This is a genomic window from Calditrichota bacterium, assembly GCA_013112635.1.
GTDB lineage: Bacteria > Calditrichota > Calditrichia > Calditrichales > J004 > JABFGF01.
The window spans coordinates 1,076,792-1,095,859 of the sequence record JABFGF010000001.1 but is presented as its reverse complement, the minus strand read 5'-3'; the positions used below and the strand labels follow the sequence as shown (position 1 = coordinate 1,095,859).

At 35.4% G+C, this 19,068-nt stretch carries 9 protein-coding genes and 1 pseudogene; 4 read left to right on the top strand and 6 right to left on the bottom strand.

Going from position 1 to position 19,068, the window contains the following annotated elements:
- Positions 1-47: 47 nt before the first annotated feature.
- Positions 48-1,175: a DUF1624 domain-containing protein gene (locus HND50_04505; GenBank protein NOG44465.1), complete on the bottom strand. Its 1,128-nt coding sequence runs from the start codon at positions 1,173-1,175 to the stop codon at positions 48-50.
- Between the two features lie 197 nt (positions 1,176-1,372).
- Here HND50_04505 and amrS point away from each other — a divergent pair, with 197 nt between their 5' ends.
- From amrS to HND50_04485, 4 genes are all read left to right on the top strand, one after another.
- A complete protein-coding gene (gene amrS / locus HND50_04500) occupies positions 1,373-2,377 on the top strand; it encodes an AmmeMemoRadiSam system radical SAM enzyme (protein ID NOG44464.1) in 1,005 nt (334 codons plus the stop codon).
- Between the two features lies 1 nt (position 2,378).
- Positions 2,379-3,521: an aminotransferase class V-fold PLP-dependent enzyme gene (locus tag HND50_04495; GenBank protein NOG44463.1), complete on the top strand. Its 1,143-nt coding sequence runs from the start codon at positions 2,379-2,381 to the stop codon at positions 3,519-3,521.
- A 581-nt stretch (positions 3,522-4,102) separates the two neighbouring features.
- Positions 4,103-4,735, top strand: coding sequence for an AraC family transcriptional regulator (locus tag HND50_04490; protein NOG44462.1), 633 nt, complete (start codon positions 4,103-4,105; stop codon positions 4,733-4,735).
- Positions 4,736-4,856: 121 nt separating this feature from the next.
- Complete coding sequence (locus tag HND50_04485; GenBank protein ID NOG44461.1) at positions 4,857-6,791, top strand: T9SS type A sorting domain-containing protein; 1,935 nt, start codon at positions 4,857-4,859, stop codon at positions 6,789-6,791.
- A gap of 71 nt (positions 6,792-6,862) precedes the next feature.
- Here HND50_04485 and HND50_04480 read toward each other — a convergent pair whose 3' ends face one another.
- The 5 genes and pseudogenes from HND50_04480 to HND50_04460 form a co-directional block, all read right to left on the bottom strand.
- The gene (locus HND50_04480; GenBank protein NOG44460.1) at positions 6,863-10,885 is read right to left on the bottom strand and encodes a hypothetical protein; all 4,023 of its coding nucleotides are present in this window, start codon (positions 10,883-10,885) and stop codon (positions 6,863-6,865) included.
- A gap of 97 nt (positions 10,886-10,982) precedes the next feature.
- Positions 10,983-11,372: pseudogene (locus HND50_04475) on the bottom strand (chemotaxis protein CheA).
- Positions 11,291-14,656, bottom strand: a complete 3,366-nt coding sequence (locus HND50_04470) for a hypothetical protein (GenBank protein ID NOG44459.1) — start codon at positions 14,654-14,656, stop codon at positions 11,291-11,293. Before HND50_04470 ends, HND50_04475 begins: the two are co-directional and overlap by 82 nt.
- A 195-nt stretch (positions 14,657-14,851) precedes the next feature.
- Positions 14,852-17,107, bottom strand: a complete 2,256-nt coding sequence (locus HND50_04465) for an isocitrate lyase family protein (GenBank protein ID NOG44458.1) — start codon at positions 17,105-17,107, stop codon at positions 14,852-14,854.
- 28 nt (positions 17,108-17,135) lie between these two features.
- Positions 17,136-19,043, bottom strand: coding sequence for a malate synthase (locus HND50_04460; protein NOG44457.1), 1,908 nt, complete (start codon positions 19,041-19,043; stop codon positions 17,136-17,138).
- Between the last annotated feature and the right edge of the window lie 25 nt (positions 19,044-19,068).

The following is a 19,068-nucleotide window of genomic DNA, read 5'->3' as shown; positions in this document are numbered from 1 at the left end:
TATTTTCCTTTACGTTACTTTTCATGATTAGATGAAATTAGTAAAAATTATAAATAGCTAAGCCACCACTTGCTTCTGTTGTTAGTTTTATACTGATTATATTTTGAACAAAATGGAAATAGAAATAAAACAACAACAATCCAGGAAATGTAAACAACCACTAGATTAAACCCATAACTTGCCAAAGTTCCTGCAAAAAAACCTTCGGCTGTTATAGCAAGGTTTGTCCACAGCAAACCACTAAAAGCGGCGCCAAGAAGTGCCAAAAGGTGTATCAGGTAAATATGAACCACATAAAAGAACAAAGGTACCCGGCCAAAAACAACAAGGGCATCTGTGATTTTGTTTTTAATATTTTCTGTGAAATATAGAAAAAGCAATGAAGGGCCAATAGTCATCAATAAAAACAATAATGATGGTGGATATTTCGTAGTATTAAAAAATGACATTAATGTAAACAGGCTGTCTTTTTGCTCACTCCAGGGAACAAGATCACCGTAAATATTAATTGCCCGAAGCAGAATAAATAAAGCAATTGAAGAAACCCCTATCCATAGAAGCGCTTTTTTTCGTTTCGCCTGGTCATATCCTTTTACATAAAATCCGCCAAATAAATAACCCAATATCATTAATCCAACCCATGGAATAACCGGGTAATAAAAATAAAACACGCCTCCGGAAGAATTCACATAATTTTGTTGATGTAATAAATACCACAGGATATCTTTTACGCCGGAGCCGTTAAATGTAACCGGATCGAGAAAATTATGTCCGGCAACAAGAATGATACCAAGCACTAATAGAATTTTGTTGGGTAGATAGATAAAACCGGCTAAACACACCATACTAAAACCAATAGCAAAAATTACCTGGAAAACAGTTAGCGAAAAACCAATGTCAAAAAACCAACCGAAGTTCATTAAAGTTACTTCCAGCAAAATTAACCAAAGCCCACGAGTAAACAAGAATAAAGAGACATCCTTTTTACTTTCTTTTTTTGAACCATATAAAAATGCAGAAGTCCCGGCCAGGAAAACAAAAACTGGGGCACAGAAGTGGGTAATCCAGCGGGTAAAAAAGAGAATTGAAGTTGTCGTTTCCATGTTTGTTGGTTCAGAGAAAAACATACCGTAATTTAAAAATACCCGCGCATGATCCAGTACCATAATAACCATTACCACACCTCGTAACAGGTCGATTGATTCAATACGTTTTTGCGTCACTGTAAAATCCTTTCAGGAAAATGAGGTAATTTAATAAATAAAATAATGATAATATATCAGGCAGGGCTATAATTATTTCGCTTAACATAAATTCTGTTTGATTTATTTCATTAGCCCTTTCTACTCTTTTTTTTGTATAATCTGTAATTATGAAATTGGCACAATTCTTTAAAGAAATACCGAATAATAAAGTCCATTGTTATCTTTGTCCGCGTGATTGCAAGATTGGGGAAGGGCAAACCGGGTTTTGTTTTATCCGTAAAAACATCGGTGGCAAACTTTATAACCTGGCTTATGGAAAACCTTACGCCGTTCATATCGATCCCATCGAAAAGAAACCACTTTTTCATTTTCTTCCCGGAACGGATATTTTATCTATTGGAACGGCTGGATGTAATTTGGGCTGTAAGTTTTGCCAAAACTGGGATATCTCCAAAGCAAAATATGATCAGGACAGAGCAGGGGAGTTTATGCCGGAAACAGCGGTTCAAAGCGCTATTCGAAATAATTGTTCCAGTATCGCTTACACATATAATGATCCAACCATTTGGGCTGAATATGCAATGGATATTGCAAAATTGGCTCGGCAAAATAATCTTAAAAATGTAATGGTTACGGCAGGTTATATTGCGCTTGAAGTTATTCCTGAAGTGTATGAAAATATGGATGCAGCTAATATTGACTTAAAAGCCTTCACAGAAGAATTCTATCATAAAATAACTTTGTCACATTTACAGCCCGTATTAGACGCTATTAAAGAATTAAAAAATCTTGGTATCTGGATTGAAATTACCAACCTAGTTATTCCAACTCAAAATGATGATATGCAGGAAATCAGTGACATGTGCAAATGGATTCTCGATAATCTTGGCAACGAAATCCCGATTCATTTTAGTGCTTTTCACCCAGATTTCAAAATGACCCATCTTGACCGGACGCCGATAAAAACTTTGGAAAAAGCCAGGGCTGTTGCACAAGATTGTGGCCTTCTCCATGTTTATACCGGTAATGTTTTAGGTGATGGCAGCAACACCTATTGCCCTAATTGTGATGAACTTCTTATCAAACGAGATTGGCATGCAATAACAGAAAATAATCTTATAAATAAAGAATGTCCAGGCTGCGGATATCAATTAAAAATAATCCAGGAGTAAAATGATTTCCAACCAAAAAAGGCTTTTTAACATACCTGATGATGTGACCTACTTAAACTGCGCTTATATGGGCCCGCAATTAAAAAGTGTCAGTGAAGTCGGAAAAATTAGTATAACAAAAAAAGAGCATCCATGGGATATCACTATGCCAGATTTTTATGAACCACCGGAAAAGTTGAAATCATTATATGCAAAAATAGTAAATGCTGATAAGAATTCAATTGCCCTGATCCCATCTGTTAGTTATGGGATAGAAACAGCCGTTAAAAATATTCAGATAAACAAAGGTGCAAACATAGTTGTTTTGGCTGAACAATTCCCATCAAATATTTACTCTTGGATTGAAGTGGTAAAAAGAACAGAGGCACAACTTATTACAATTGAACGACCGGTTGATAAAGATTGGACCTCAGTTATCATTTCTACTATAAATAATAAAACTGATGTCGTCGCTTTGCCGCAAGCCCATTGGACAGATGGCAGTTTTATTGATTTAGTTCAAGTCCGTCACCGATGTGATGAAGTAAACGCTGCTCTCGTTGTTGATGCTACACAATCTGTTGGCGCGTGTCCTTTTGATGTTCAAAAAATAAAACCTGACTTCCTGATAAGCGCTGCTTACAAATGGTTGCTTGGGCCATACAGCATAACTTACATGTATGTCGATCCAAAATATCATACAGGCAAACCTTTGGAGTTTGGTTGGATGAGCCGCAAAGGCAGCGAAGATTTTAGCGGCCTTGTTAATTATACGGATGAACTTCAAGAGGGAGCTTCCAGATTTGATGTTGGTGAGAAAAGCAATTTTGCCTTGGTGCCAATGGCCATAAATGCTTTGGAGCAGATTTTGGACTGGGGTGTGGAAAATATTTATTCGACACTTTCAAAATTTACAAGTTATGCCGAGGAAGAGGCGACCAAACTTGGACTCTCAGTTACTCCAATCCCGAAAAGGGCAGGGCATCTTATGGGGTTACGGTTCAGTTCAGGTGTCCCGAATAATCTAATCCAAAAATTAAAATGTGAAAAAATAAGCGTAAGTGTGCGTGGTAGCTCAATCCGAGTAGCACCGCATTTATATAATGATAAAAGTGATTTTGACCATCTTTTTGAGGTTATAAAGTATCAAATAAAAAATGAATAGAAGTGTTTACCGAAATCCCATCAATATTTCTAACAGCTACAGATTAAAAACTAAATATTACTATTTACACAATCATGATATAATAAAATATTTTTATCACGTAATATAAGTTTATGGCAAATATTAACTGGTTTTCATTCTTAATTTTATTTGGTGTTTTACAAGGAATAGTAATCCTACTTTCTTTATCCTTAAAAAAACAAAAGGTCAATAGTTCCAACAATTCATTAAGACTGATTATATTTCTAGTAACATTAACTTTAATTGGCAGAGTGGTATATCTTGAAAAATTAACTATCCTTACTTTTAAATTATTGATATTTGGGGACTTTATTATTTTTGTTTATGGCCCCCTGTTTTATTTTTATCTTCAGAAATACTTAAATATAATTCAAACATCATCTGCGAAAAAATGGCTGCATTTTATTCCGGCTTGCCTACACATTATTTTAATATCACCGCTCCTTATTTCAAATCGAGCAGAAATTAATTTAACTCTTCAGTCAAACTTTCTCTTTTTTGATGTCATTGAGATTGGGGCAATAATTCAAAATAGTGTTTATATTTTTTTGAATTGGAATTTGCTTATTAGATACGAACAGGAATCAAAGGAATATCTTTCGTTCCAGTATATTTACCAATTTGTGCGAAGTATGATTATCGTTGGCGCTGCTGTTATACTTGTTTGGTCTTTTTCATTTATAGCTTCAAAGGTTGGTTTAGTATTCTTGCCAAATTATCTTGGTTATCAATTAACCTGGGTTATACTTTCGTTGATTGCATTTGTAATGGCTTATTATGCAATGGGTCATCCTGAAATTTTTATAAAAGAGCCCGTTCAACAAAACGGAAAAAATGTAACTTCGGAGAATGACTTTGAGGAATTAGCAAAAGTTCTGGAAAACAAAATGGAAAAAAGCAAGCCATTTCTTGATCCTCAATTAACGCTTCCAAAATTATCGGAAATAAGTAATCTGCCAGTTCATCAATTATCCCGCCTGATAAATGAGCAATTTAAAAAGAATTTCTCAGATTATATAAATGCATACCGCATCGAAGAGTTTAAAAAATTGAGTCGGATGGAGAATTATAAAAACCTCACCTTATTAGCAATTGCTCACGAGTCCGGTTTTAATTCTAAAACAACATTTAACACTGCATTTAAAAAATTAACCCAACTCACTCCCAAAGAGTATCTAAGAAACCTAAATTAATTTTTAGATTTCGTTCCCATCTTTGTAAAAAAGAGGTTCGGATTTATAATACCGACCGAACTCCTTTAAAAATGAGCTTATTATTGACCAACGACAATAATTGAAATTTAAGGAGGATTTAATGTTTTTGAAGTTTTCTTATTTAATGCTATTCATTTTTATGTTTTCATTTTCTTTTTCGCAAACAGTAGAAACAATTCCATCGAACGGTTTGATAAATGATGGATTGATTTTTGATGACAAAGGCAATTTATATGGCTCACAATTTTTTGGTGAAAATGTAACAAAGGTTACTCCCGATGGCCAACATTCAGTTTTTGCCAATGGGTTTACATCACCAAATGGAACAGCATTTGACAGCGAAGGCACTTTATGGATTCCAAGCCACCAAAGTAACCAGGTTTACAAAGTAAAAAGTGATGGTTCAAAATCATTAGAGATTGCTAATATTAATACGCCATCTTGCATAAACTTTGATAGCGATGGCAACATGTTTATTACACATTATGGAATTAACCGTGTTAGTGTCGTTGATACAACCGGGAATTTATCTGTATTCATAAACGGAGGTGGTTTAAATGGCCCAATCGATATTGAGTTTGATGCTGATGGTATAATGTATGTCGCCAATTATAATGATGGGAAAATTTTTAAGGTTAACTCAGATACAACACTTTCTCTTATTGCTCAAATAGAAGGAAGCCTTGGGTTTATGGTTTTAGCAGATTCATTATTTTATGCTACTGGAATTACCAAACATACAATTTACACAATTCATAAAGAAACCGGTGAAATTTCCTGGTTTGCCGGTGGTGGATTAGGTGGTGCAGATGGGACAATTGAAAAAGCTACTTTTAATCAACCAAATGGAATTGCAATAACACCCTCATTGGACACATTATATATTTCCGGTTTTACCAATAACTCACTACGGCGTATAACCGGATTAACAAATAAAGCTTATCTCAAAACTGCAAATTATAGCAACTCAAAATTAACTCTTCTTGCAGGTGGATCTACAATTTTTGATTCAGTCCAGGTATTAATCAATGGGACGAAGGATACAACTTTCGCAAATATAACAGAAACTAAATTTGAACTCGTTTTAAAATATACTTCTACCATAACAAAAGAAATACCAGTTCGGATATATGCCTTTCTCGATGAAATGATAACCGTTTCCAATGAGCTTTCCATTGTTGTTTATTCATTTGAAAATCCTGTAGACTCATATTTGTCGGACTTTGAAGATGCACCGATTGATGATTTCGTGGGAGATTTATTTTCAATAACACGTACATTTGGGTTCAGTACGGCAATTCATTCTAAACATTATTACCTAAATTCAACAGACCATATTTTTACTTTGGTTAAACCCATAATTGTAAAAGATGAAAATGCAAGAATGATTTATTCCGATGTTGCGATTGTAGAGCCAGGTGAAGAGGGTAGTGAATTTGGTGATTTGAATTTTAAAGATTATGTGGTTGTTGAGGCTTCTAAAGATGGTGAAGAGTGGAAACCCCTGGCACCGGGATATGATTCGCGTCTATTCCCTGAATGGGAGAATGCCTGGACAAATGCAGGCTTATATAGAAAACTATTTAAACAACACTCCATAGATTTATCTGAAACATTTAATGCAGGTGACACAATCTTAATCCGTTTTAGATTGTTTGCAGATGATCAGCAAAATGGCTGGGGCTGGGTGATAGATAGTCTACAAATTCAAGACTTTGCTTTGGGGCTGGATGATTTTGAGGCTACAGTTAATAAGTTTTCCTTAGGGCAAAACTATCCGAACCCATTCAATCCTACAACCAACATCCAGTTTCGCATAGACAAGAACAGCTCTGTATCTCTGAATATTTACGATAACATGGGGCGGTTGGTAAAAACGATCTATAAAAATGAAAAAATGAAAGCTGGTGTTTTGCATAGTGCAAACTGGGATGGAAAAAATAATGCAAATAATTTAGTGGCTTCTGGAACATATTATTACAAATTGATTACGGTAGATAAGAGTTTGACAAAAAAGATGTTATTTTTAAAATAAAATAATTACTGGCCCATAAAGTGCATGATTAATTCGGGGGAATTGATTGCTCTAAATGGGTCTATCTTTACTCAACCCATTAATATTTCTTCCTTGTTGGTCTCATATTCTTTTATTGGCAGTTCTACTGCAAACTCACAAAACTGCCCCTGTTTAGAGTTTATTGAAATGATCCCACCAAATTCATCGATTTTGCTTTTTACAATATCCAGGCCTACACCTCTTCCAGAGATATGGTCTGAGGTAGTGGTTGTGGTTACCCCAGAGTGAAATATAACTGAGTAAATATCATCTTCTGTTAAGTTTTTCTTTCCGTTTGCGCCAAATAGTTCTTGTGCTTTTTCCTTTAGTTTTTCAAGTTTGAGCCCGCAACCATCATCCCGGTATATAAACTTAAAACAATCCTGGTCAATGCTTGTTATAATTTCAATCTTTCCTTCATCAGGTTTTCCTGATTTTTTTCTCTCCACTTCTTTTTCGATACCATGGGCCATTGAATTTCTAATAAACTGAATTAAAACTTCTTTCACAAAAAGCCGGTATTTATGTGGAACCTTTTCGATATCAAAATTTTTAGATTCCAAACCTACTTTTTTCCCCATGTCTATAGACAAGCTTTTTATCAGGTTTTTAATGGATTTTAAAAGTTGCTGCTTTTCCTGGTTTTTTTTTGGCTTAAAATTCTGTGTAAGGTTTCCAATTTTGTCTATGAGCTTTATTAATTCATTTAAAATCTTATTAATTTCTTCATGCTTTTCCTTTATAATATTTAAGCACGGGTATGTTAGGTTATCACTTTGCTGTATTTCAGATAGGCTTTCTTCAAAACCGTGCGCAGCTTCCACAAAAAAGTTTAAATCCAGCAGTGCTGCATTTCCTTTAATCATGTGCATGGATCTATAGATAGACTCTAAAATAACTGGAATACTTTTTTCATCCTCCACGGTGATTAGCAATTCTTCAATTATTTCTAGTTCTCGTTTAACACCTTCAATAAATTCTTTCAGCATAGAAGGCTCAACCTGTAGAATATTAAACAACCACTCCATTTGCCTTTTTTGATCTTCTTCAGATTTTTTAAGTTGGTTTTCTAGGTGAATTTGATTTGTAATATCTTTCACGGTAGAAATCAATTTCTCGATGGTATGATCCTCTTTTTGAATACGTTTAAATTTAAAAGATAAAAATTTGTTTTCTGTATTTTCAAAAGAAAATTCGACAGGGTTTAATGGCGAGAATTGATCTATGTTTTGTTCATCGTATTTTTCATCAAGCATTAGTTCAAAATACTCTGTAGCAATGGATAACGTATTATCCGGCAGGTGTTTTGAGATGGAATCAATAAAACTTCTATTGGCAAGGTTATCTTTTTCCATTATGGCACCAAATGATTTTGAATATTGAGAACCAATGGATAAATCGGGGTTTATCAAGAACAGGCCTTCTTCAACATTATTTAAAATGTTATCTGTTTCCTTTTTACCTTTTATAACTTCTTTGGTACGTTCTTTAACCTGCTGTTCTAATTTTTCGTTTTGCTTTTTAATGGATATTACACGTTGACGGTAAAAACCGACTAGTAATACAATCAAGAAGAAGGCACTGGAGAACCTAAACCATGTTGTTTTCCAAAATGGTGGTGTGATAATAATTTTTACCGTTGTAGGACGTTCGTTCCACACCCCATCATTATTAGATCCTTTCACCATAAAAGTGTATTCACCGCCTTCCAGATTGGAATAGTTAGCATATTGCCGCTCACCTATGCTTATCCAATCTTTATCAAACCCTTCCATTTTGTATGCAAAGCGGTTTTTACCTGGCGATATAAAGCTTAAGGCAGAAAACCAAAGGGTAAAAAGGTTTTCTCTGTATGAAATCTCTATTTTTTTTGTATTGGTTATGGATTGTTTAAGGATTGTTTGTTCATTCTCCCATAAACCAATTGGGACAGATTTATTATATATTTGAAAATCGGTTAGAACAATTGTTGGTATTGTCTGATTGTTCTTAATCTCATGTGGAAAAAAGGAATTAAACCCATTCAAGCCACCAAAGTAAAATTTTCCTGAATGTCCTTTATGGTAAGCCCCCCTATAAAACTCATTGCTTTGAAGCCCATCTTCTTTTGTATATGGTTTTGCTGTTTTGCTGGCAATGTCATATTTATAGAGACCTTCATTGGTACTTAGCCAAATATTATTTTCGTTATCGCCTAAAACGCCAAAAAGAAGTTTATTGGGTATGCCATCCTTTTCAGTAAAACGCGTAAACTCTTTTGTTTTAGGGTCAAGTTTGTTTAATCCGTTATCTGTTCCAATCCATAGAAAACCGGTTGGATCTTCATAAATTGAAAATAATTTTTTGCTGCTAATACTGTTTGGGTTTTGTGGATCAGGTTCATAATGTTTGAATTGACCCGTTTCTTTTTCATAAAGATTTAAACCACGGTTATAAGTCCCCAGCCATAGTTGACCAAGATAATCTTCATGACAAAAGATGATAACATTGCTTCCAATACTTTTAGGGTCACCTGAATTCAGAAAACGCTTAAACTTGCCAGTTTTCGGGTCAAATTTATTAATGCCCCCACCACTTGTAGCCAACCATATAAATCCCTCCCGATCTTCAATTATTGACCAAATAAAGTTGGAAGAAATGCTGGTTGAGTCATCAGGGTTATGTTTAAAATGTGTAAATTGTTCAGTTTTTTTATTATACTTGTTTAAACCACCTGTATAGGTTCCAAACCACATATTCCCCTGCTTGTCCTCAAGAATCGAAAGAATTACATTATCACTAATACCACTATGATTGTTCATATTAAAATGAGTATACTTTGGTTTAACATTACTCATATTTAGGTTTTGAATTTTATTTAGCCCACCTCTATCCGTACCCACCCAGAGAGTACCGGAACGATCTTCATAAATTGCTCGGATCTCATTTTTGCTTAGTGTGTTTTTATCAACCGGGTGAGAGTTTATATGTCCAAAGCGCATTCCTTCCTTGTTTATTCGATTGATTCCTCCTAAAGTAGCAATCCAGATATCCCCTATATTATCTTCATAAATATCCAACACAACATCATTGCTAAGAGAACTGTTGTTATTAATATCTTCCTGATAATGATAAAAACGGTCATTTTGCCTGTCATATAAATTTAGGCCTTTTCCATCAGTGCCAATCCATAACCGATGCTTACTGTCCTCAAAAATGGATAATATTGAATTACTGTTAATACTATATGGATCGTTAGATTCCGGTTTGTAGTGCTGAAATTCATCACCTTCCATATTGTAGCTGCTTAAGCCGCCACCTTTAGTTCCCACCCAGAGAGTGCTGGTATGGTCAGTAAAAATAGTACGGAGATTATTGCTGCTTAAACTTGTTGGGTTTTTGGGATTGTGTGTATAATGTGTGTAATGGCCTGTTTCTTTATTAAAGTGTATAAGGCCATTATCTGAAGTGCCAAGCCACAAATCCCCGTTAGAATCTTCGCTGATACAATAGATAAATTGATTACTTAAATCAATATTGCTTCCTGGATTTTTAATCTTTTGCAAAACAAATTTTTTCTGTTTATGAATATATTTGTTTAGACCACCATAGGTTGCAACCCACAGAACTCCACCTCTATCTTCATATAATACTCGGGCAATATTGGAGCTTATACTATTAGAATCAGCTGAGTTATGTTTAAACTGAGTAAAATTTTCTGTTTTAGAATCATATTGGTTGAGCCCGCCTTCTTCTGTTATTATCCATAGTTTTCCGAGCCGGTCCCTAAATAAATTTAGAATAGAATTATCGCTTATGCTAGTGCTGTCATTCTTATCAGATTTGTATATTTTGATTTTTGAGCCATCAAATCTATTTAGACCTGCTTTTGAACCAAACCACATAAATCCAACACTATCTTGCACAATGCTGGTTATTTTGCTTTGAGAGAGACCATCCGAAACAGTGATCTGGTCAAACTTTATGTTCGGTTTTTGGGCAAATGTTGATTTTGGTGAAAGTAGATGCCATATTATTATGAGAATAAGAGAGGAATAGTACATCTGTAATTTTAAAGAGGAGCTAATAATCATATTTATACCTCAGAGTATATTCTTTAGTAGAATAAATAGAATCCGTATTTTATTGGTATTGCTAATCGGGCTAAACAGGGATGTTTGAAGCTTTATTTTATTTAATTGGCAAACAAATTATAAACTCACAGAATTGACCTTCCTCTGAACATATTGTAATTGTCCCACCGTATTCATCCGTTTTCTTTTTTACAATATCTAATCCAATACCTCTGCCAGAAATTCTATCCGGCGATGGGTTGGTTGATAAACCGTGTGTAAAAATCACTGAATATAATTTATTATCCGTCCACTTTTTTATTGTATTTTCTGGCGCCAGGTTTAGTTCCAAAGCTTTCTGACGCAATCTATTTGAATCAAGTCCTCGACCATCATCCCGATAGGTAATTTTATAGGTTGCATTTTCTATGCAAGATGATATTTCAATTTTTCCATTAACCTGTTTTCCATGTGCCTCTTGCTCATCATTATTCTCAAATCCATGAGCAAATGAGTTTTTACAAACTGTATTAGTACTTCTTTGATAAAAATGCGGTAGTTTGGTGGAATTTGTTTCGAATCAAATTTGGAATATTCAAAACTAACCTTTTTCCCAGACTCGATTGAAAAACTGTAAACCATTTTATTGATGGAATCTATCAGTTGGTCATTTGTAAGATTCTTTTTGGGTCGAAAATTGTTAGTCAGGTTGCCAATCTTTTCGATTAAAGCATTTACTTCGTTTAAAACTTCCATCATTGTGTTACGTTTTTCGTGAAGAGGTGATAAATCACTAACAACTAATTCTTGTTTTTTTTGGATTTTAGAAATTAAATCTTCGAATTCATGAGCTTCCTTAACAAAAAAATGTAAATCCAATAAGGCTGCATTTCCTTTTATCATATGCATTGAACGATACAAAATTTGAAGTGTTGAGGAAATATCTATTTCATCATCAGGAATTGATAATGACATATCAATTGTCGCTAATTCTCTTTTTACACCATCTATAAAATCACTCAGCATTTCAGGTTCTACATGCAATATGCTAAATAGCCAATCCATTTGCTTTTTTTGATGCTCTTCTGTCTCAGCAAGTTGCTTTTCTAAATGTATCTGGTTCGTTATATCGCTGACAGTGGAAATAAGCTCTTCTGTATTACCGGCTTCGTTTTGTATACGTTTAAATTTAAAAGAAAGGAATTTGTTGATTGCTTCATTACTATTCTGTCGTGGAAAATGGAACTTTATCTTGCTTAAAGGGGAAAGTGTTGAAGTCATCTCTTCTTCCACATCATCCATAAACATTATATCTAAAAAATCCATTATTGTTGATGCGTCTTCTTTATGGATATTTTCTTGGATTGTTGCAACAAAATTTTCACAAGCTATATTATTTTTTTCTAAAATGGATTCAAGGGATTTTGAATAATGAGTTCCTATTGAATAGTCAGGATTGATCAAAAATAAGCCTTCTTCAACATTATTGAGAATATTGTCGGTTTCTCTTTTACCTTTAATAACTTCTTTGGTACGTTCTTTAACCTGCAGTTCTAGTTTTTCGTTTTGCCTTTTAATACTTCGAACACGTTGGTTATAGATGCCAAATAGAATAGTTGATATTAATAGGAAGCTCAAAACCCTAAACCACCATGTTTTCCAATAGGGTGGTTCAATAATAAATTTAGTGCGTTCAGGTTTCGACCAATTTCCCAAATATTTTTTTGCTTTAACTTCCAGGGTGTATGTTCCTGGCGGCAAATTCGAAACTTGAATTACTCTGTCTTTAAATTTTTTCCAACGATCACTATAGCCCAACAACCGGTACTTAAATTCAATTCGTTCTTCATTTATATAAGTGAGACATTCAATAAATGCATAAAAATCTTTTTGGTCATGTTTGACCTGAATGGAGCTATTTCTTGTATAAACAGAATCTCCCAGTTGTGTATAATTAATCTTAATTACTGGAGGGCTTTTATTATCAATATCAAATGATGGGTAGTAGTGGCTGAGGCCGTTTCCTGTTCCAAACCAAATGGTGCTATCATAGTCTAAGAAAAAACCTCCGGAGTTTGATTCATAACTTGCGTAACCATCAGAAGTATTATAATTTTTAAAGTTATTCCCATCGAATTTGTCTACTCCACGTGCAGTACCAATCCATAAATTATTATCAAAATCCGTTCCAAGTGAATAGACTGCGTTACTTGTAAGGCCATCTTTAGTAACATAGGTTTTGAAGTTGCCGTTTTTAAATCGTGTAAGACCATGTGAGGAATGGTATCCAAACCAGATTGCTCCGTAAAAATCTTCGCAAATAAAATAAGGGTAGTTTGTAGCCAGGCCTTCTTTTACAGTATATGTTTTCCAGGTTATTCCATTAAAAACGGAAAGGCCAGCCGTTCCGGAAATCCATAAATTACCCTTTCTGTCCCCTAAGGTTCTAGCGTTTATTAAGCTATTACCGGGGACTTCAATTTTATCTAAATCATTTGAAAACCTGTTATATGAATAAACAGCATCTTGGCAAACAATTATAATGTTATCCATATATTGATCTAAGTAACGTATGGGCTCCCTCAAAGAAATATCATGCGCTACTCGGAGTTTTGTCCCATCATAGTAATTAAGACCATTTTCTGTACCAATCCATAAGATATTTGATGGATCAAGAAATAGACAGTTAACTTTTGAATTCAAAAGACCATCTTGTTCAGTAAATAATTTCCATTCTTCTCCATCAAAACTATTTAAGCCCCCTGTAGTGCCGACCCAAAGCTTTCCTCCCTTACGCCTTGCGATTGGGCGGATTTGGTTTGCACCAAGTCCATCTCTTGTATTAAAATTAACAAAAGCCCGGCTTTGAAATTTTGTAACACCGCCATAACCACCTAACCAGATAACCTTGTCATTGTCTTCAGTAACTGTAAGAACAGTATTTAAGGGCAAACCTTGTTTCTCATATATTAAATCTGTTTTTTCTCCGTTGATCATGACTACGCCATAATTCGTTGCAGCCCATACAATATCATTGTCACTAATAAAAAGGTGGTTTACAGGACCATTAATATGGTCATCTTTTTCAAAAGTCCTTATCAAGTGTCCATTTTTATAAACCCGGATTTGGTTTTTTAAACCAAGCCAGAACCGATTGCTGTTATCTTGAACAATGCTTAATACATTTAGCATATCTGCTGGAGATATCAAACTATCCGAAAATAAATTATTATTGTTTACATATAATCCATTGCTAGTTGCGATCCACAAATTATCGTTATTATCAAAGAAAAGATTATTAATCCTTGTTTCAGGAATTCTATCCTGAAACGAATATTTTTTAAAAGTATTTTCATTTTTGCGGTATAATCCGGATAATGTACTGCACCATAAAAAACCATTCATGTCCACAATCAGTTTCAGAACGTTCTCATTTGCAAGTCCAGCCAAGTCATTAAAATTTGTAAATCCTGGATCATCCCATCTACTAACCCCATTGTTTGTTGCAATCCAAATTGTCCCAGAACTATCTTGAGCAATGTCATTTATATAATCATTTTCAAGGCCATCCTCAATGCTGAAAATTTGGAATTTACGTCCATTAAATCGATTAAGCCCATTTTGCGTACCAACCCACAAATATCCATCACTATCTTGAATTATTACATTTGCAGAATGCTGGGAAAGACCATCTTCTCCAGTATAGTTTTTAAAATAGTATTGTTGGGAAAAAATATTTTGTAGTGTTAAGAAGAGTGATAGGAAAATTATATTTCTAATGTATTTGATCATTCTTGTACCGGATTGTATTTCTATAAAGGTTTCCTTCGTACGGTTTAAATCACCAATATTATTACTGAATGATCGAAGCTAAATGAGGATTCTTTAAATAGTGATTGGATATGACAATTAATATTTATGTCGCAAAAAAGCCCTTTACGCCAGGGTGACATTAAGGGCTTATATTAAAAACAAATGACTAAACTCTTATTCTTTAGCGATTAACTTTTTCAGTTTTACCAAATCTTCGTTTAGTAGCTCTTTCACTTTGTCTACATCCACATTAGCAACAATAATATCACCAATCTCCTGACTCACTTCTTTAAAAATACCAAGTTTTTTCATGCCCTCTGTTTGGCGCTTATTATCATCGCTTGGTGTAACGTAATGAAGTGAATTTGTTTTATAGCGATGCATTAGAAAAATCTGGTTTAGCGTCATAAACCTTTTCATCCTAAAATCAGGATTGAGTGTGTTTTGATCGCGAACTGATAAAATGTTATTTCCTCTTCGGTCTTGAATATTTGCAAAAACGATATCAGACATTTTATTGCCATAATCATCCAGTACACTAAGTTCCAAAAGCTCTGATCCTGCACGGTGAGGCCTTAGTTTTACTTTAAGACCGGAAACAATTTTGTACTGTTTTGCCCAGATATCAAGCCAGTTTTCTAATAATTTTGTTGGGACTTCAGTTTGTACAAGATGCTGAGATTGTGTTGAGCCTTTACCCATTGCTTTAGTGGTTGCTGTCCTACCGGAAGAAGCTGCCAGGGCGCCATCTAAACGAGGGCCACCAACATGGGTTTGTGGTGTTTTATAAGGCGATTCAAGTAATCTGAATTTCCTTTGTAGCTTGGCAAGGGCAAGCATTCCCGTTTGCTGTAATGCTGTTGCAAATTCTTCAGAAGCTAAACCATCAATTTGGTGCCCGCCGTAGGTTATAAAGTTGAATACAAATCCCATTTTGCCCATTTCTATTGGGAAAGCGCGCATCTCGTCATCAGTCATACCGGTTGTATCCCAGTTAAAAGATGGAGATAAATTATAAGCCAACATTTTATCCGGATATTCTGCATGCATTGCATCTGCAAATTTTTTGGCATATTCTAAATTTGCTGTTTTGGTTTCCATCCAGATAATATCACAAAATGGAGCAACGGCCAATGATTTTGCAATGGCATATTCCAAACCTCCGCGAGCCTGATAATAACCTTCAGGTGTACGGGATAGTTCGCAATCCCAGCTTATATCTAATCCCATTTCATTAATTTTTTGATTTGCTTCAAAAAAGGAAGCAGTTTTGGCAAAACTTAACCATTCATCAACACTAAGGTCATATTCAGCTCCTTCTTCAATATGGAATGCCATAACATCTGCTACAGCTTCTTTCAAGGTAGTTAAGCCGGATTCTTTTTCCCAAACTTCCACAAACAAATCAAGTGCTGCATTGAGACTTCTGTCCAACAAAGGTTGTTTTCCATCAACAAATTCCTTTATGCTGGCATCAATCTGAACGGAGATTTTAGCATTTTTGAACCAATCATTCGCTTGTTTAAACTCATCCTCAGACAAGTTGTATAGCATATGGCCATTTATCTCTTCAACTCCGGCATCGTAAAAACGCCTAAGTATTGCCAGCGTACAACTTCTGTAACTCGGGATATCCAGGTTGGTAACGCCAAGAATAAAAGGATGGTCCCGGCCATCGCTGTTGCTATCCAATAATGTTGCTGCCTCGGCATCTGTTCGCGCCACAATAATTCCGGAAACCCGCATAGTATCCAATTGAAAACGAGCAGCGTTTAGCCTTTTGATTTGTTCATCGATAGCGACCAAAACTTTTCCACCTTGATGACCACATTTTTTTGTTCCGGATCGTTGATCCTCGATATGATAACCGGTAACCCCTGCTTCTACAAAACGGCGGACCAGGTTGCGAACATGGGCATCACCTCCATGGCCTGTATCTGCATCGGCAATAATAAACGGGCGATAATCATATTCTGGTGTCTCTTTTTGTTCTTTCTCTGTCATTCGAGAACGCAGGTATTTTTGATTTTTATCAGCAGCAAGTAAAGCGCGGACAATTGGCGCAGCTTCATCCGGTACCTGGCTTAATGGATAGCTGGCCAAATCAGCACCAGGATCTTCTGTTATGGAGCCCTTTGCAGAAGTAGCCCATCCACCAAGATAAATCCCTTTTATTCCCATACGTCTCATCATTACAGCCTGGCTTGGTGTATAAGGCCCAAAAGTTGTTATGGATTCTTTTTTTGCATAAAGCTCTCGCAGTAATTCGTAAAATTCTGCAGCGGCATTTTTAGCCACAGAATAATCATTAAAAATGGTTCCTTGCTGTTCCACAACCTGCCTGGCAGAATAAAGACGGGTTATCCCTTCAAAGCGTTTGGCTGACATCCATTGTTTCATTTCATTAATATGGTTGAAAAAATTATCCATTTTTTATCTCCTGTTTATTATCCTCTAATTAAGAGGCCGGGTGAATAAAATCTAAATTTTCTGTAATGCGTGTACCATCTTTTTTAAATGATTCAATATATTTCTTAATTCGCGCCTTAGCAGTTGCAAAATCAGTATTGTTAAGATTAATGTTTAGTAAATCGATATACCATGGAATTTTTGTTTCATCCATTATATAATTGTTTACCATTTCTTTCACGATTGGCAATGTCGTTGTTTTAGTTTTCTCGTGAACATCTTTGCTATCGGCATCTAAAAGTTTCTGATACTCATCTTCCATTAAACGGTTAAAGATTTCCAGCGAAAAAGTATCGCCTGATTTTAGACCCATCGAATCATCATCTTCATTTAAACGGGCTTTTTTATGAATCCACTCCCACAAAATACTCATGCGGATTTCACCAGTGGCCATGTCTTCCATCAAGTAGAGAATATCATCATTTCCAAAGAAATCAGCTGGTTTCAATGCAGCAGCCTGTAATCCTTCGCAAAAAGCATTTCCATATTGCAAAGCAACACTTAACAAATTACGTGCACCCCTAATAGATCGGACGGCGGGCTCTAATAATACTAAGCCATCAGCATCTTGCTGCGTATATGTTAAAGCAGGAAATTTTCTGCCTAATTGATTTGCATCGCTAACCTTTTCCCAAACAGGCCGCACAATATGCACCATACGCCAGTGCGCAACCCATTTACCACTTGCCCCTTCCTGCTGTTCCCGAACGGCGCCGGCAACTGCTTTTTTCATACTATTGGCAATGCCTTTTTCTGATCCTACAGGAATATTTGGTTCCATGCCTCCTTGCCATAAAGCAAAATTTCCATTTATATCCGCTGTATTTACACATCGCCTTACGCGGTCTTCATAGTTGCGCATATAACCATAGGTCATGCCAATTTCTTCAATATTCGGATTGATAAACTCTTTATCCCAGGCCATTGCATCAGAAACACTGTTGATATAATCCCAACGGCCTGTATTAAAACCGACAAAATGTTTACCTAAAGCGGCACGTATCTCCATTATCTGAAATGTTGCTTCAAGCTGTTCCAGCAAAACATATACTTTTATGGTGCCCAGCTTTAATTTTAGGTGTCCTTCTAAAAAACTTAGAAGTTTATTCCAGAAAGCAGCTTCTTCTGCAGTTTGAATTTTTGGCAGGTATAATACAATCGAAGATCCATCGTTAAGCAGTTTTTTGTAATTGTTTGTAACATATAAAGCCATATCAACGATAGAAGCCGAAAGGGAAAAACCATTATGGTCTCTTATATGGCGGTCATCTAGGTGAAGCCCGCGTGCCCTAAAAATTTTTGTTGTAAAATTAAGCTGTTCTCTCCAGTCATCAATAATTTGACGACCAAAAAAACTTTTTCCCCAACGGTTCATTTCAACAGAAACTTGTTCGGCCACATTTAAAAACAAAGGGTCGTTATCGATGGCCAATTTTAAATTTCTTTGATTATCAAGAGACATCGCTGTAACCTGACCGAGGGCATCTTCCCCGTCAAACATCCAGCCGTCAGCCCCGGAAAGCAGGGCATAAGCAATATTGCGGATACTTTTCTCAACCGGGCTGTTGGGCTTAGCTCCAGGACCTGTTCCTTGTATCCATTGCCTTTGTAGATCGTGAGGAATTTCTGAACCTGTAAATTTTCCTGCTCGGGCATCCTTTACCAAAATATCTGTTCCAGCAATTATTTGGTCAGGATCTAAAAAAGATATGTTTTCTTTCTTTGCAAAACGATCATTCCTTCTCTGGATTCGTTTTGACATAAGTTTTAAGCGTTCATCATTAAATTGGGATAGTAAATTTATGGATGTTAAAGCTTCCTTAGTAAAAACATCACTATATTTTGATAACAAATTATCCCTGATAGAAGCCTGATTATGGCTGGAAGGCAAAGACATTTTACAGTCCTCGTTTATTTTATGT

Bases quoted from the DNA above. Each gene is read 5' to 3' on its own strand.
- HND50_04505 (NOG44465.1), bottom strand. From the start codon at position 1,175: ATGGTTATTATGGTACTGGATCATGCGCGGGTATTTTTAAATTACGGT.
- amrS (NOG44464.1), top strand. From the start codon at position 1,373: ATGAAATTGGCACAATTCTTTAAAGAAATACCGAATAATAAAGTCCAT.
- HND50_04495 (NOG44463.1), top strand. From the start codon at position 2,379: ATGATTTCCAACCAAAAAAGGCTTTTTAACATACCTGATGATGTGACC.
- HND50_04485 (NOG44461.1), top strand. From the start codon at position 4,857: ATGTTTTTGAAGTTTTCTTATTTAATGCTATTCATTTTTATGTTTTCA.
- HND50_04480 (NOG44460.1), bottom strand. From the start codon at position 10,885: ATGATTATTAGCTCCTCTTTAAAATTACAGATGTACTATTCCTCTCTT.
- HND50_04470 (NOG44459.1), bottom strand. From the start codon at position 14,656: ATGATCAAATACATTAGAAATATAATTTTCCTATCACTCTTCTTAACA.
- HND50_04465 (NOG44458.1), bottom strand. From the start codon at position 17,107: ATGGATAATTTTTTCAACCATATTAATGAAATGAAACAATGGATGTCA.
- HND50_04460 (NOG44457.1), bottom strand. From the start codon at position 19,043: ATGTCTTTGCCTTCCAGCCATAATCAGGCTTCTATCAGGGATAATTTG.